The organism is Variovorax sp. YR634, from assembly GCF_900106655.1.
GTDB lineage: Bacteria > Pseudomonadota > Gammaproteobacteria > Burkholderiales > Burkholderiaceae_C > Variovorax.
Window position 1 is genome coordinate 50,837 of the sequence record NZ_FNOL01000004.1, and the last position, 13,000, is coordinate 63,836.

The 13,000-nt window shown below is 68.0% G+C and carries 12 protein-coding genes; 9 read left to right on the plus strand and 3 right to left on the minus strand.

Annotated elements, in window-relative coordinates; genetic code table 11:
* Positions 1-95: 95 nt before the first annotated feature.
* The 3 genes from BLV60_RS09245 to BLV60_RS09255 all read right to left on the minus strand — a co-directional run bounded on the left by BLV60_RS09245 (position 96) and on the right by BLV60_RS09255 (position 3,925).
* Entirely contained in the window at positions 96-938 is an 843-nt protein-coding gene (locus BLV60_RS09245; RefSeq protein ID WP_256328913.1) for a beta-ketoacyl synthase chain length factor, read from the minus strand.
* 5 nt (positions 939-943) lie between these two features.
* Positions 944-2,146 carry a beta-ketoacyl-[acyl-carrier-protein] synthase family protein gene (locus tag BLV60_RS09250; RefSeq protein ID WP_093053378.1) on the minus strand — a complete coding sequence of 401 codons (1,203 nt, stop codon included), beginning with the start codon at positions 2,144-2,146 and terminating at the stop codon, positions 944-946.
* 156 nt (positions 2,147-2,302) lie between these two features.
* Positions 2,303-3,925, minus strand: a complete 1,623-nt coding sequence (locus BLV60_RS09255) for an AmpG family muropeptide MFS transporter (RefSeq protein WP_093053381.1) — start codon at positions 3,923-3,925, stop codon at positions 2,303-2,305.
* Positions 3,926-3,985: 60 nt separating this feature from the next.
* On the opposite strand from BLV60_RS09255, the gene BLV60_RS09260 reads away from it, so the two are divergent.
* The 9 genes from BLV60_RS09260 (at position 3,986) to BLV60_RS09300 (ending at position 12,999) form a co-directional block, all read left to right on the plus strand.
* Positions 3,986-4,840 carry a M48 family metallopeptidase gene (locus BLV60_RS09260; protein ID WP_093053384.1) on the plus strand — a complete coding sequence of 285 codons (855 nt, stop codon included), beginning with the start codon at positions 3,986-3,988 and terminating at the stop codon, positions 4,838-4,840.
* 190 nt (positions 4,841-5,030) lie between these two features.
* Positions 5,031-6,764 carry an allophanate hydrolase gene (gene atzF, locus BLV60_RS09265; protein ID WP_093053387.1) on the plus strand — a complete coding sequence of 578 codons (1,734 nt, stop codon included), beginning with the start codon at positions 5,031-5,033 and terminating at the stop codon, positions 6,762-6,764.
* A 12-nt stretch (positions 6,765-6,776) separates the two neighbouring features.
* On the plus strand, positions 6,777-7,778 hold the full coding sequence (locus tag BLV60_RS09270) for an ABC transporter substrate-binding protein (protein WP_093053390.1): 1,002 nt from the start codon (positions 6,777-6,779) through the stop codon (positions 7,776-7,778).
* A gap of 5 nt (positions 7,779-7,783) precedes the next feature.
* Positions 7,784-8,611, plus strand: a complete 828-nt coding sequence (locus BLV60_RS09275) for an ABC transporter permease (protein WP_093053393.1) — start codon at positions 7,784-7,786, stop codon at positions 8,609-8,611.
* On the plus strand, positions 8,608-9,441 hold the full coding sequence (locus tag BLV60_RS09280) for an ABC transporter ATP-binding protein (RefSeq protein WP_093053396.1): 834 nt from the start codon (positions 8,608-8,610) through the stop codon (positions 9,439-9,441). The genes BLV60_RS09275 and BLV60_RS09280 overlap by 4 nt, the downstream gene beginning before the upstream one ends.
* A complete protein-coding gene (gene hpxZ, locus BLV60_RS09285) occupies positions 9,438-9,818 on the plus strand; it encodes an oxalurate catabolism protein HpxZ (RefSeq protein WP_093053398.1) in 381 nt (126 codons plus the stop codon). The genes BLV60_RS09280 and hpxZ overlap by 4 nt, the downstream gene beginning before the upstream one ends.
* 51 nt (positions 9,819-9,869) lie before the next feature.
* The gene (locus BLV60_RS09290) at positions 9,870-10,994 is read left to right on the plus strand and encodes a BMP family ABC transporter substrate-binding protein (protein ID WP_093053401.1); all 1,125 of its coding nucleotides are present in this window, start codon (positions 9,870-9,872) and stop codon (positions 10,992-10,994) included.
* 23 nt (positions 10,995-11,017) lie between these two features.
* Complete coding sequence (locus BLV60_RS09295) at positions 11,018-12,079, plus strand: ABC transporter permease (RefSeq protein WP_093053404.1); 1,062 nt, start codon at positions 11,018-11,020, stop codon at positions 12,077-12,079.
* A complete protein-coding gene (locus tag BLV60_RS09300; RefSeq protein ID WP_093053407.1) occupies positions 12,076-12,999 on the plus strand; it encodes an ABC transporter permease in 924 nt (307 codons plus the stop codon). Before BLV60_RS09295 ends, BLV60_RS09300 begins: the two co-directional genes overlap by 4 nt.
* The last annotated feature ends 1 nt before the right edge of the window (position 13,000 follow it).

A 13,000-nucleotide genomic window follows, 5' to 3' on the forward strand; every position in this document is an offset into this window, starting at 1 on the left:
GCTTGAACGCTCCGTAAAGTTGGGTAAACCTCGAATATCCCTGTCAACCGGCGATGCTGCGAAAAGCATAGCGCCGGGGGCAGGGGGCACGGTACTCAGCCCCGGCTGTGCGGCCTCAGCTGCAGCCGCAGCGACAGCGTGGGAGACAGCGGCAGGTCGATGGGGGCCGAACCGTTGCCATTGTCGATGTGCGCCAGCGATTCGAACAGCGGCAACGCCTGCGCCATGGGGTTGATTTCGGCGAGTGACTTCGCGGCCTCCGAGCGCGGCGGAGTGGCGTTGTCGTTGGGCTCGCTGCCGGCCAGCGACCAGTCGAGCGCCGCCACGGTCCGTTCGGTCGGTTCGCTGGCGATCACCAGCGCCAGCGCCAGCAGGCCGCGGCTGTCGGTCACGGAGGTCAGCGCACCCACCGTGGGCGCGTCGTAGCCCACCAGCAGCACCGGCTCCTGGTCGCAGGCGCATTGCACCGCAGCTTCGAGCAGGCCCGAGGCAAAGCTGTGCTCGTAGGCCGACACGGCGTTGCTGGCCGCCATGCAGCCGGTGCCGATGGTCCAGTAGCCCACGGCCGCGTTGTGCACCGAGTTGTGGAACTTGGTGGGCGACAGCATCTTCGGGTCGCTCGCGAGCGTGCTGCACATGTAGTCGTTGATCGACAGGTCGCCGTGCGCCGAGGTGAACACGCAGGGCACGTCGGCAGCGTTGCGGCCCGAGCCGGCCAGGGCGGCGGCCGCCACTTCGAGCGCCAGCGCCACGGTATCGGGCGCGCGGCGGCGCTCGGCCGGGGCCAGCACCTGTGGCGACGGGCGCTTGGCGGGCGGGTCGGCCAGCGTGCCTTCGCCGCGGAAAGCGGCGCGCGCGGCCTCCCAGCCGGGCAGCGTGGGTGTCCAGAAGGCGGGGCCTTCGATGTAGAGGGTCGGGGGCGTGGGGGCTTGGTTCATGTCGCTCATGCCGCCTTGCCGAACACCAGCGAACAGTTGTTGCCGCCGAAGCCGAATGAATTGGTCAGCGCATAGCGCACCTCGCCGCGCGCCGGTTCGAGCCTGATCTGCGGGCCGAAGCCTTCGTCCAGCGTGTGGGTGTTGACGGTGCCCGGCATCACGCCGCGCTCGATGGCCAGCAGGCTGATGACGGCCTCGACGATGCCCGCCGCGCCCAGCGTGTGGCCCATGAAGCCCTTGGTCGAGCTGGCGTGCGTGCGCGCCGGGAAGCGGCGCGCCACCAGCGCGCCCTCGACCTCGTCGTTCTTCTGGCTCGCGGTGCCGTGCATGTTGATGTAGTCGATGGCCTCGGGCGCGAGGCCGGCGCGCGCCAGAGCCTCGTCGAGCGCGCGTTCGGCGCCCAGGCCCTCGGGGTGCGGCGTCGACATGTGGTGCGCGTCGCTGGCCTCGCCGTAGCCCAGCAGGTGCAGCGGCGCGGCGTCGGCGCCGGTCTGCACGCGCTCGACCAGCGCGAAGCCCGCGGCCTCGCCGAGGCTGATGCCCTTGCGGGTGGCGTCGAAGGGCCGGCACGGCTCGCTCGACACCAGTTCGAGCGAGTTGAAGCCGAACAGCACGCTGCCGCACAGCGTGTCGGCCCCACCGACCACGGCCGCGTCGGCCAGGCCCAGGCGGATCAGCCGCTCGGCCGAGGCGAACACCTTGGCGCTCGACGAGCAGGCGGTGGAAATGGTCTCGCTCGGGCCGCTGATGCCCAGCACCTGCTGCGTGAACATGGCCAGCGAGTGCGGCGTGTGCACTGCGGCGCGGCGCTGGTTGGGTGGGAACATGCCCTGTTCGTCGAGCTGGGTGTAGGCCAGCTCGGTCTCGCCGATGCTGGCGGTCGAGGTGCCCAGGATCAGCGCGATGCGCGAGGCGCCGTACTTTTCGCGCGCGGCAGCCACCGCCTCGATGAAGCCGTCGGCATGCAGGCCCAGCCAGGCGAGCCGGTTGTTGCGGCAGTCCCAATGGGCGAGCGATTCGGGCAGGCGGATCTCCTCGAGCCCGTCGACGCGGCCGATCCAGGTGGGCAGAGGGGCGTCGCCGAAGTCATTGGCGCGCAGTCCGCTGCGCGACTGCGCGAGCGCGTCGGCCAGCACGTCCTTGCCGACACCCACGGCGGAGGTCGCCGTGTAGGCGCTGATTTGGAGAGGAGAAATTCGGGACGGCACGATCTTGTAGGGGCTTGCTGGCAGGCTCGCGGACGATGGGCGCGCAGGAAGAGGGCGCGAGGGGGAAAGGAGAATGAAAGAAACGAATGTATACCGGCACAGCCTACCAGTTGCGCGGCGCGCGCAGCGTCGGCTGTTTCCTATAGGGCCCAGGCCCTATTGACGGTCGGCGGGCCTTGTGATGGCCGTCATCCGCGAGGCCAGCGCCACCAGCACCAGGACCGGCACGCCCAAGAGCGCGGTGGCGACGAAGAAGGTGCTGTAGCCGTAGGCGTCGACGAAGACGCCCGAATACCCGGCGATGAACTTCGGCAGCAGCAGCATCAGCGAGCTGAACAGGGCGTACTGCGTGGCCGAATAACTGATGTTCGTGAGGCTCGACAGGTAGGCGATGAAGGCCGCCGAGGCGATGCCGCCGGCCAGGTTGTCGGCCGAGACCACGGCGATCAGCGCCGTCAGGTCGTGCCCGCGCGAGGCCAGCCAGGCAAACAGCAGGTTGCTGGCCGCGCTCAGCACCGCGCCCAGCATCAGCACCCGCATCACGCCCAGGCGCATCGACAGCACGCCGCCGACGAAGGCACCCACCAGCGTCATGATCACGCCGTAGATCTTGCTGACCGAGGCCACCTCGTCCTTGGTGAAGCCCATGTCCACGTAGAAGGGGTTGGCCATGATGCCCATCACCACGTCGCTGATGCGGTAGATGGCGATCAGCGAAAGGATCAGCATGGCCTGCCATTTGTAGCGGCGGATGAAGTCGGCGAAGGGCTTGTAGAAGGCGTGAATGAACCAGACGACCAGCGAGAGCGCCCGCTGGGGAATGCGCACGCGCCATTTCATGCGCGCGGCCCATATAACCAGCGCTGCGTAGGCGAGCACGACCGGCGACACAAAGATCAACAGTGCCGTGATGAGAATCACAAAGTGAATCTGGAGCGCCACGGCAGCCGGAACGAGCAGAACGACGGCCAGCGCAAGCATCGCGCCGTAGACGGGAATCCCGGTCGTTGCGATCTGCTCACGCGTAGCGGCCATCTCGGCCGTTTCAATCTGGCGCTCCTTCGGCGCTGGTTCGGGCGACAGCAGCACCGTGATCACGCCCACCGCCATCGAGGCCGCCATCACCAGGTAAGCCGTCTTCCACGCCCCGTTCTGGTAGGCCGCCGCGCCCGTGACCACGGCCGCCGGTGCCACCTCGGCCCAGGCCGCGACCCACAGGACGCCCGCGCCGGCCCAGATCATCGCGAGCCGGTAGCCGGTCTGGTAGGCGGCCGCCAGCGCGGCCTGCTTGCGCGTTTCGGCCGATTCGATGCGGAAGGCGTCGAGGGCGATGTCCTGCGTGGCCGAGCCGAAGGCCACCAGCAGCGCGCACCAGATCAGCGGCGTGAGGCCCAGCCGGGGGTCGTTCAACGCCATGCCGATCAGCCCGGCGATCACCACGCACTGCGCCAGCAGCAGCCAGCCGCGTCGGCGTCCCAGCAGCGTGGTCAGCGGCGGCAGGGGTAGCCGGTCGACCAGCGGCGCCCAGACCCATTTGAAGCCGTAGGCCAGGCCGACCCAGCTCAGGTAGCCGATGGTGGTGCGGTCGATGCCCGCTTCGCGCAGGCGAAAGCTCAGGGTGCCGAGCACCAGCAGCAGCGGCAGCCCGGCCGAGAAACCCAGCGCCAGCATGCGCAGGGTGGCGGGTTCCAGGTAGACCTTCAGCGCGTCGCGCCAGGGCGGTGAGGGGGCGGTGGGGTTTTCTGCGGGCGAGGCGGACATGAACCCCGGATTGTCCATGAGTGGCGGGGGACATCGGCCAGGGCCTTTGTCTTCATTTGTTCCTATGATCCGCCTCCTATGTGCACACGCTGCGATCGCCCTGTTTCCGCCATTTCTGCCGCTTCCACGTGGAATCCCCGGCGGGCCTTTCTTCTGGCCGCCGCCGGCGCGGCCCTGAGCGCACCGGCGCTGGCGCAGGTCGATGTCGGCAACGCCTCGGTGGCGCGCAACCTCGTGCCGGCCGACAGGATCGAGGCTGCCGGCGTGCAGCAATACGGCCAACTGCTCGAACAGGCGCGCTCCAAGAATGCGCTCGCGGGCGACAGCAACCCGCAACTGCAGCGCCTGCGCGCGATCGCCAAGCGCCTCATTCCCTTCGCCACGCCGTGGAACTCGCGCGCCCGCGACTGGAAGTGGGAGGTCAACCTGATCGGCAGCAAGCAGATCAACGCCTTCTGCATGCCCGGCGGCAAGATCGCCTTCTTCACCGGCATCCTCGAACAGCTCAAGCTCACCGACGACGAGGTCGCGATGGTCATGGGCCACGAAATGGCCCACGCGCTGCGCGAGCATGCGCGCGCCCGCATGGCCAAGAGCGCGGGCACGGGCGCGGCGCTCTCCATCGGTGCGCAACTGCTCGGCTGGGGCCAGGTGGGCGACCTGGCGGCGCGCGCCGGCACGCAGCTCCTCACGCTCAAGTTCAGCCGCAGCGACGAGACCGAGGCCGATCTCGTGGGGCTCGAACTCGCGGCTCGCGCGGGCTATGACCCGAAGGCTTCGGTGTCGCTGTGGAAGAAGATGGCCGCGGCGTCGAAGAACCAGGGCAGCCTGAACTTTCTCTCGACGCACCCGAGTGGGCCGGATCGCATCACGAAGCTTGAAGCGAACCTGCCGAAGGTCGAGCAGCTCTACCGCGACGCGAAGAAGAGCTGACCTGCATGACGCTCTTTCCCCTTGGGGAGAGGGCGGCGGTCTCTAGATAAGAGCCGCGCCTCATCGTCTGCACCTGTCCTCTCCCCGAGGGGAGAGGGAGCCAATCCCGACACGTTTCAGATCCGCGCCACACCGCGTTTCCGCTGGCACGCCGCTTGCATCTCAACTTGTACACATGTTTGGATGCCTAATGATGGTGCATGAAGAAAACGGAGAAAGCGGATCGCCCGCCGCCGCCTGGATCGCGAAATTCGCGGCCCCCGTGGCGGACGCAGCGGCTGGCAAGGCCCTGGGCTTTGCCCTGCCGCTCGCCGGGCTGAGCTTCGCGGTCAAGGACAACATCGACGTCGCCGGCGTGCCCACCACGGCCGCCTGCCCGGCCTTCGACCGCCTCCCCACGGTCCACGCAGCCGTGGTGCAGCGCCTGCTCGAAGCCGGTGCATCCCTGGCTGGCAAGACCAACCTCGACCAGTTCGCCTGCGGCCTGAACGGCACGCGCTCGCCATACGGCGAGGTACCCAACGCCTTCGATGCGCGCTATGTCTCGGGCGGCTCCAGTTCGGGCTCGGCCTATGTGGTGGCGGCCGGCGAGGTCGACTTCGCGCTGGGCACCGACACCGCCGGCTCGGGCCGCGTGCCGGCCGGGCTCAACAACATCGTCGGACTCAAGCCTTCGCGCGGCCTGCTGAGCACCTTCGGCGTGGTGCCCGCCGCGCAGAGCGCCGACTGCGTCTCGATCTTCGCGCGCACCGTCGCCACCGCGGTCGACGTGCTGCTCGCCGCAGTCGGCCACGACGCGCGCGACCCGTACTCGCGCGACCTGGCCCTGAGCCGCAAGCCGCTGCCCGCGCACTTTCGCTTCGGCGTACCCGACAAGCTGAGCTTCTTCGGCGACGCCGCCGCCGAACGGGCGTTCAACGACGCGACCGCGCGGCTGCTGGCCATGGGTGGCTCGCCAGTCACCATTTCCTACGCCCCGCTCGCCGAGGCCGCCGCGCTGCTCTATGAAAGCGCGCTGGTCGCCGAACGCTACGCCGCGGTGCGCGAGTTCTTCGACGCACACGGCGACGACGTGATCGAGCCCGTGCGCGGCATCCTTGCGAGTGGCCGCAACTACAGCGCCGCCGACGTGTTCGAAGCCCAGACGCGGCTGCGCGCCATCGCTCAACAGGTCGAGCCGATGTGGCGTGACATCGACGTGCTGCTCGTGCCCACCGCGCCCACGCACTACACCCGCGAGCAGATGCGCGCCGACCCGGTGGTGCTGAACCGCAACCTCGGCGCGTACACCAACTTCGTCAACCTGCTCGACTACGCCGCGCTCTCCGTGCCCAGTAGCCTGCGCGCGGACGGCCTGCCCTTCGGCATCACGCTGATCGGCCCCTGCGGCAGCGACCTCGCGCTGGCCGACCTGGGCCAGCGCTACCACCACGCCACCGGGCTCGCGCAAGGCGCGACCGGCGTGCCGTTGCCCGAGCCGCGTGCCATTCCTGGCCTCGCCGCGCCGGACGCCGGCACGCTGCCCATCGCCGTGGTCGGCGCGCATCTCTCGGGCATGCCGCTCAACAGCCAGCTCACCGAGCGTGGGGCGACGCTGCTGCGCGCCACCACCACTTCGTCCTCCTACCGCCTGCATGCGCTGCCGGGCACCGTGCCGCCCAAGCCCGGCCTGCAGCGTGTGGTCGAAGGCAATGAAGGCGCTGCCATCGCGCTCGAAGTGTGGGCTGTGCCACTGGCGCAGGTCGGGAGCTTTCTCTCCCTCATTCCGCCGCCCCTGGGCCTCGGCAGCGTCGAGCTGGCTGACGGCAGCTGGGTGAAAGGCTTCATCTGCGAGGGCCACGCGCTGGCCGGTGCGCAGGACGTGACCCTCCATGGCGGTTGGCGCGCATACGTCGCGAGCCGCGCCACCCCGAGTTCCAACTGACCAGGAGTTCCGATGAGCACCCAAGACAAACCTCCCGCATCGCGTCGCCGAAAGCTGCTGCAGGCCGGCGCCGCGGGCCTGGCCGTGCTGGCCGCGCCCGCCATCGTGCGTGCGCAGGGAGCCGCCAAGCTGCGCATCGGCTTCTGGCCCGTGGCCGCCGGCCTGCCGTTCTTCGCGGCGGTCGACAAGGGCTACTTCAAGGAAGCCGGCCTCGACGTCGAACCGCTCAAGTTCGCCGGCGCGCAGCAGGTAATGGAAGGCATGCTCGCCGGCCGCTGCGACGGCAGCGCCAACGGCACCGGCTCGGCCAACCTCGCCATCGGCGAGATCGCGCAGCCGGGCCTCTTCAAGATCTTCTGCACCAACCCGAGCAACGCGAAATACGTGCTCGACGAATTCATCGTCGCCAAGGACAGTCCCATCAAGACCATGGCCGAGCTGGCCGGCAAGAAGGTCGCCTCGGGCCCCGGCATCCAGAACGTCACGCTGTGCAAGACCATGCTGGAGCGCGCGGGCGCCAAGGGCGCGACCGTGAGCGAACTGCCCATCGGCCAGCACGTGGCCGCACTGGTCGCGGGCCAGGTCGACGCCTGCTACACGCTGGAGCCCACCGGCACCGTCGGCCGCATGAACGGCACCACGCGCGTCATCGAGGCCGGCGTGGTCGCCAAGTACATCCTCGGCGACCCGATGGCGCCCTGGCACGGCGGGGCAGCCAGCCTCACCACCGAGTTCATCAAGAAGAACCCAGAGATCGCCAAGAAGTACATCGCCGCCTACGCGCGCGGCGTGGAGCTGGTGCGCACCAAGCCCGACGAGGCCCGCCAGTTCATGAAGGGCTACACAGCCATCGAAGGCAAGCTCACGGCGGAAGTGCCGCTCGCGTCGTACATGCTCTACAACGAGTTCAAGCCCAGCGACGTCGCGTACTTCCAGAAGTTCTACGACCTGTTCACCGACAAGGGCATCTTCGAGAAGAAGGTCGTGGTGGACACGCTCCTCTACAAGGCCTGACGACCATGGCCGAAGCAAGCTCGACCACGGCCGCGCCGTGGACCCCGCCGGCCAGCACGGCCACTGCCGCGCCCAAGCCGCCGCTGCGCGACCGCATGCTGCCCTTCATAGGCCCGGTGGTGCTGTTCATCGTGTGGGACCTGGTGGTGCGGCTCGGCTTCATCAAGCCGATATTGCTGCCCACGCCCGCCGACACCATCGCCGCGCTCATCACCGGCCTGGCCGGCGGCCCGCTGCTCACCGACTTCGCCATGACCGTGTGGCGCACCGTGCAGGCCTTCGTCATCGCGGCGGCCATCGGCGTGCCGCTGGGCGTGCTGCTCGGCAGCAACGAGAAGGCGTACCGCAGCGTGGAGTTCCTGATCGACTTCTTCCGCTCCACGCCGTCGTCCGCGCTCATTCCGCTGTTCCTGCTGATCTTCGGCGTGAGCGACGTCAACAAGGTGGCCATCGCGGCCTTCGGCGCGCTGCTCATCGTGGTGTTCAACAGTGCCTACGGCGTCATCAACGCACGCAAGCAGCGCGTGATGGCGGCGCGCGTCATGGGCGCCTCGCGCTGGCAGGTCTTCAAGGACGTGCTGATCTGGGAAAGCCTGCAGCCAAGCTTCGTCGGCCTGCGTTCGGCGGTGTCGATGGCGCTGGTGATCGTCATCGTGGCCGAGATGTTCATCGGCTCCGACACGGGGCTCGGCCACCGCATCATCGATGCGCAGCAGGTGCTCAACGTGAAGAGCATGTACGCGGCGATTCTTGCGGCGGGTGCGCTGGGCTATGCGCTCAATATCCTCTTCCTCATTGCCGAGCGCCGCATCGTGCACTGGAGCGGAAGATGAAAGTCACGCAAGACATCGTCGTCAACGGCCCGGTATACGCCGACGTGCCCAGGCCGGCCTTCAAGCCCGGCCCGGCAGGCACGCACATCACCATCCGTGGCCTCACCAAGTATTTCGCGGGCTGGCCGCTGTACGAGAACTTCGACCTCGACATTCCCAAGCACGCCATCGTCTCGGTGTTCGGGCCGAACGGCTGCGGCAAGTCCACGCTCATCAACATGATCGCGGGGCTCATTCCCATCGATTCGGGCGAGATCCTGTTCGACGGCAAGCAGCGCAAGGACACCAAGATCGGCTACGTGTTCCAGAACTACCGCGAGGCGATGTTCCCGTGGATGCGCACCATCGACAACATCGCCTATCCGCTGAAGCTCGAAGGGCGCAGCAAGGCCGAGGTCGACCGGCGCATGGAAGAGCTGGTGGCGTCCTTCGACGTGAAGTTCGACCTGAAGCGCTTTCCGTACGAACTCTCGGGCGGCCAGCAGCAGACCGCGTCGATCATGCGTGCGCTCGCGCCCAACCCCGAGGTGCTGTTTCTCGACGAGCCCTTCTCGGCGCTCGACTTCGAGATGACGCTCTTCATCCGCGAGAAGCTGCAGGAGGTGTTCATGCAGACCGGCACCACCATGCTGCTGGTGTCGCACGACCTCGAAGAGGCGGTGTACCTCGCCGACGAAGTGCTGCTGCTGACCAAGCGGCCCACCAAGGTCGCCGAGATCCTGCGCTATGGCGACGCACGCCCGCGCACCGTCGAGACGCTGAGCACCGAGAGCTTCGTCGCCATGAAGAAGCTCAGCCTCGACATCTTCCAGCGGGAGGTTCGCCGGTGACAGCCGAGATCAACATCCCCGATGTGCTCGCTGAAGTGAGCGCAGTGTTCGCGCGCTACGAGGCGGCGCTGGTCGGCAACGACCGCGCGGTGCTCGACGAGCTCTTCTGGAACAGTCCGCACACGCTGCGCTACGGCTTCTCCGAGAACCACTACGGCCACGCCGACATCAGCGCATTCCGCGCATCGCTGCCCCAGCAGAGCCCGCCGCGCGAACTGCTGCGCACCGTCATCACCACCTACGGCCGCGACTTCGCGACCGCCAACGTCGAGTTCCGCCGCGAAGGCAGCCGCCAAACCGGCCGCCAGAGCCAGACCTGGTTGCGCACGGCCGATGGCTGGCGCGTAGTCGCCGCCCACGTGAGCCTGCTCGGCTGACCCGCGGGCACATTCTTTGCACCCACCTCAAATCCAAGACCGGAGTACGTCATGACCAGCCAATTCAATCGCCGCGATTCCCTCAAGACCCTGGCCGCACTTGGCGCGGCAGGCAGCCTCGGAAGCTGGAGCGCCCTTGCCAGCGCACAGGCCAAGCCCAAGCCGCTCACCCTGGGCGTGATCTACGTCGGCGCACGCGACGACTACGGCTACAACCAGGCGCACGCCATGGCCGCAGCCGAGATCAAGAAGCTGCCCGGCATCAAGGTGGTCGAGGAAGAGAACGTGCCCGAGACCGCCGCCGTGCAGAAGACCATGGCCGGCATGATTTCGCAGGACGGCGCCAAGCTGCTGTTTCCCACTTCGTTCGGCTACTTCGATCCGCACATCCTCGCGGTCGCGCCCAAGAACCCCGACGTGCGCTTCTCGCACTGCGGCGGCCTCTGGACCGAAGGCAAGCACCCGAAGAACGTCGGCAGCTTCTTCGGCTACATCGACGAGTGCCAGTTCCTGAACGGCGTCATCGCCGCGCACATGACGAAGAGCAACAAGATCGCCTTCGTCGCCGCCAAGCCCATTCCGCAGGTGCTGCGCAACATCAACGCCTTCACGCTCGGCGCGCGCTCGGTCAAGCCGAACATCACCTGCAGCGTGATCTTCACGGGCGACTGGTCGATGGCGGTGAAAGAAGCCGAAGCCACCAACAGCCTGGCCGACCAGGGCTGCGATGTGTTCACCATGCACGTCGACGGCCCCAAGGTGGTGGTCGAGACGGCAGCCAAGCGCGGCAAGATGGTCTGCGGCTACCACGCGAGCCAGGCCAAGCTGGCACCCAATGCATACCTCACCGGCGCCGAGTGGAACTGGCTCACCGCCTACAAGACCGCCATCGAAGCCGCGCAAACCGGCAAGCCGCATCCCAACTTCCTGCGCGGCGGTTTGAAGGAGGGCTACGTGAAGATGTCCGCCTACGGCCCCATGGTGCCGGACGCCGCGAAGAAGCAGGCCGACGACATCAAGGCGAAGATGATCGCGGGCACTTTCGACATCTTCAAGGACGGCATCAAGGACAACAAGGGTGCGGTCGTGGTGCCGGCCGGCAAGGTGCTCAAGCAGACCGACCTGGAACTCGAGAAGATGAACTACCTCGTCGAAGGCGTCGTCGGCCAGGTCTGAGCCGCGCAGCAACAAGCATCGCCATGCGCCACGCGCTCAAGGAATTCGCACTACCGGTGTTCGCCATTGCGGCGGCACTGCTGGTGTTCGGCCTGCTGGTGGCCTTCGCGGGCGTCGATCCGGTGGAGGTCTGGGCCACGCTGTTCAAGGGCGCGTTCGGCGACTGGTTCTCTTGGCAGAACACGCTGCAGCGCGCTGCGCCGCTGATGCTCACCGCGCTGTGCGTGGCGCTGCCCGCGCGCGCGGGGCTCATCATCATCGGTGGCGAGGGCGCGCTGGTGCTGGGCGGGCTGGCCTGCGCGGCGCTGGCGCATGCGGTGCCGCTGCCCGGCAATGTCATCGGCACGGTGATCGTCTGCATTGCGGGCGCCATCGCCGGTGCGGTGTGGATCGTTCTCGCGGGCTGGTTGCGGCAGTTTCGCGGCATCAACGAAACCATCAGCAGCCTGCTGCTGGCCTACATCGCCATCGGCATCTTCAAGCACCTGGTCGAAGGGCCGCTGCGCGACCCGGCGAGCCTGAACAAGCCTTCGACCTATGCATTGAACGACGGGATGCTGATAGGCGGCATCGGTGGTTCCGACGTGCACTGGGGCCTGGTGATCGGCATCGTGGCCTGCCTGGGGCTCGGCTGGTGGCTGCGCGCCACGGCTTCGGGCTTCTCGGTGCGCGTGGTGGGTGGCAATCCGCGCACCGCGCAGCTTGTGGGGCTGCCGGCCACTCGGCTCATTCTTTCGGCCTGCGGACTCGGCGGTGCGTGCGCGGGGCTGGCGGGTGCGGTCGAGGTGGCGGCGGTGCACACCAATGCCAATGCCTCGCTGATCGCGGGGTATGGCTACGCGGGCATCCTCGTGTCCTTCATCGCGCGGCACAACCCGGTGGCCATCGTGCCGGTGGCGATCCTGTTCGGCGGCTTCGGCGCGGCGGGCAGCTTGCTGCAGCGGCGGCTGGGGTTGCCCGATGCGTCGGTGCTGGTGCTGCAGGGTATCGCTTTCGTGCTGATCCTCGCGAGCGAGGGCCTGCGCACGGTCAACTGGAAGAAGTTCGGCGACCGCATGCTGCCCGAGGCAAGGAGCTACACATGACGGCCGACCAATGGATCGCGCTGGTTGCCGGCATCGTCGGCGGCGCGCTGCGCGTCGGCGCTCCGTTCCTTTTCGTGAGCCTGGGCGAATGCCTCACCGAGAAATCGGGGCGCATCAACCTCGGGCTCGAAGGTGTGCTGGTGCTGTCGGCCATGGCGGCCTTCGGCGGTGCCTACCTCACCGACTCCGCATGGCTCGGCGTGCTGATCGGCGCGGTGGCCGGTGCGGCGCTTGCGCTGCTGCACGGCCTGCTGTGCTCGCTCGACCGTGTGAACGACGTGGCGACCGGCATCGCGCTGATGCTGCTCGGCACGGGGCTCGCGTTCTATCTCGGCAAGCCGCTCATCCAGCCGCAGGCGCCGCAGATTCCCGCGATCCCGCTGGGCTTCTGGAGCGACAACACTGTCGTGCGCTCGGCACTGCAGCTCAATGCGCTGGTGCCCATTGGCGTCGCGCTCGCAGTGCTGCTGTGGTGGGGCTTCGCGCGCACGCGTGCCGGGCTGCTGGTGCGCATGGCGGGTGACTCGGCGCAGGCCACGCGCGCGCTCGGCTACTCGGTCTCGGGCCTGCGCATCGCGGCGACCACGGCGGGCGGCTTCATCGCCGGGCTCGGCGGTGCGTCGCTCACGCTGTTCTACCCGGGCAGCTGGAACGAAGGCATCTCCAGCGGCCAGGGCCTGATCGCGGTGGCGCTCGTCATCTTCGCGCGCTGGAGCCCGCTGCGCTGCGTGGGTGCGGCGCTGCTCTTCGGCGGCGCGGGCGCCATCGGCCCGGCTCTGCAATCCATCGGCATCGGCTGGGGCTACCACCTCTTCAACACCGTGCCGTATGTGCTCACGCTGGTGATTCTGGTGTTCACCTGCAAGCCGGGTAGCGCGGCCGTCGGCAGCCCCGGCGAACTCTCGTCGACAAGGAGTTGAA

What these genes read in the sequence shown, in the direction of transcription:
- BLV60_RS09245 (WP_256328913.1), bottom strand. Translation starts at nt 938, where the DNA reads ATGAACCAAGCCCCCACGCCCCCGACCCTCTACATCGAAGGCCCCGCC.
- BLV60_RS09255 (WP_093053381.1), bottom strand. Translation starts at nt 3,925, where the DNA reads ATGGACAATCCGGGGTTCATGTCCGCCTCGCCCGCAGAAAACCCCACC.
- BLV60_RS09260 (WP_093053384.1), top strand. Translation starts at nt 3,986, where the DNA reads ATGTGCACACGCTGCGATCGCCCTGTTTCCGCCATTTCTGCCGCTTCC.
- atzF (WP_093053387.1), top strand. Translation starts at nt 5,031, where the DNA reads ATGATGGTGCATGAAGAAAACGGAGAAAGCGGATCGCCCGCCGCCGCC.
- BLV60_RS09270 (WP_093053390.1), top strand. Translation starts at nt 6,777, where the DNA reads ATGAGCACCCAAGACAAACCTCCCGCATCGCGTCGCCGAAAGCTGCTG.
- BLV60_RS09275 (WP_093053393.1), top strand. Translation starts at nt 7,784, where the DNA reads ATGGCCGAAGCAAGCTCGACCACGGCCGCGCCGTGGACCCCGCCGGCC.
- BLV60_RS09280 (WP_093053396.1), top strand. Translation starts at nt 8,608, where the DNA reads ATGAAAGTCACGCAAGACATCGTCGTCAACGGCCCGGTATACGCCGAC.
- BLV60_RS09290 (WP_093053401.1), top strand. Translation starts at nt 9,870, where the DNA reads ATGACCAGCCAATTCAATCGCCGCGATTCCCTCAAGACCCTGGCCGCA.
- BLV60_RS09295 (WP_093053404.1), top strand. Translation starts at nt 11,018, where the DNA reads ATGCGCCACGCGCTCAAGGAATTCGCACTACCGGTGTTCGCCATTGCG.
- BLV60_RS09300 (WP_093053407.1), top strand. Translation starts at nt 12,076, where the DNA reads ATGACGGCCGACCAATGGATCGCGCTGGTTGCCGGCATCGTCGGCGGC.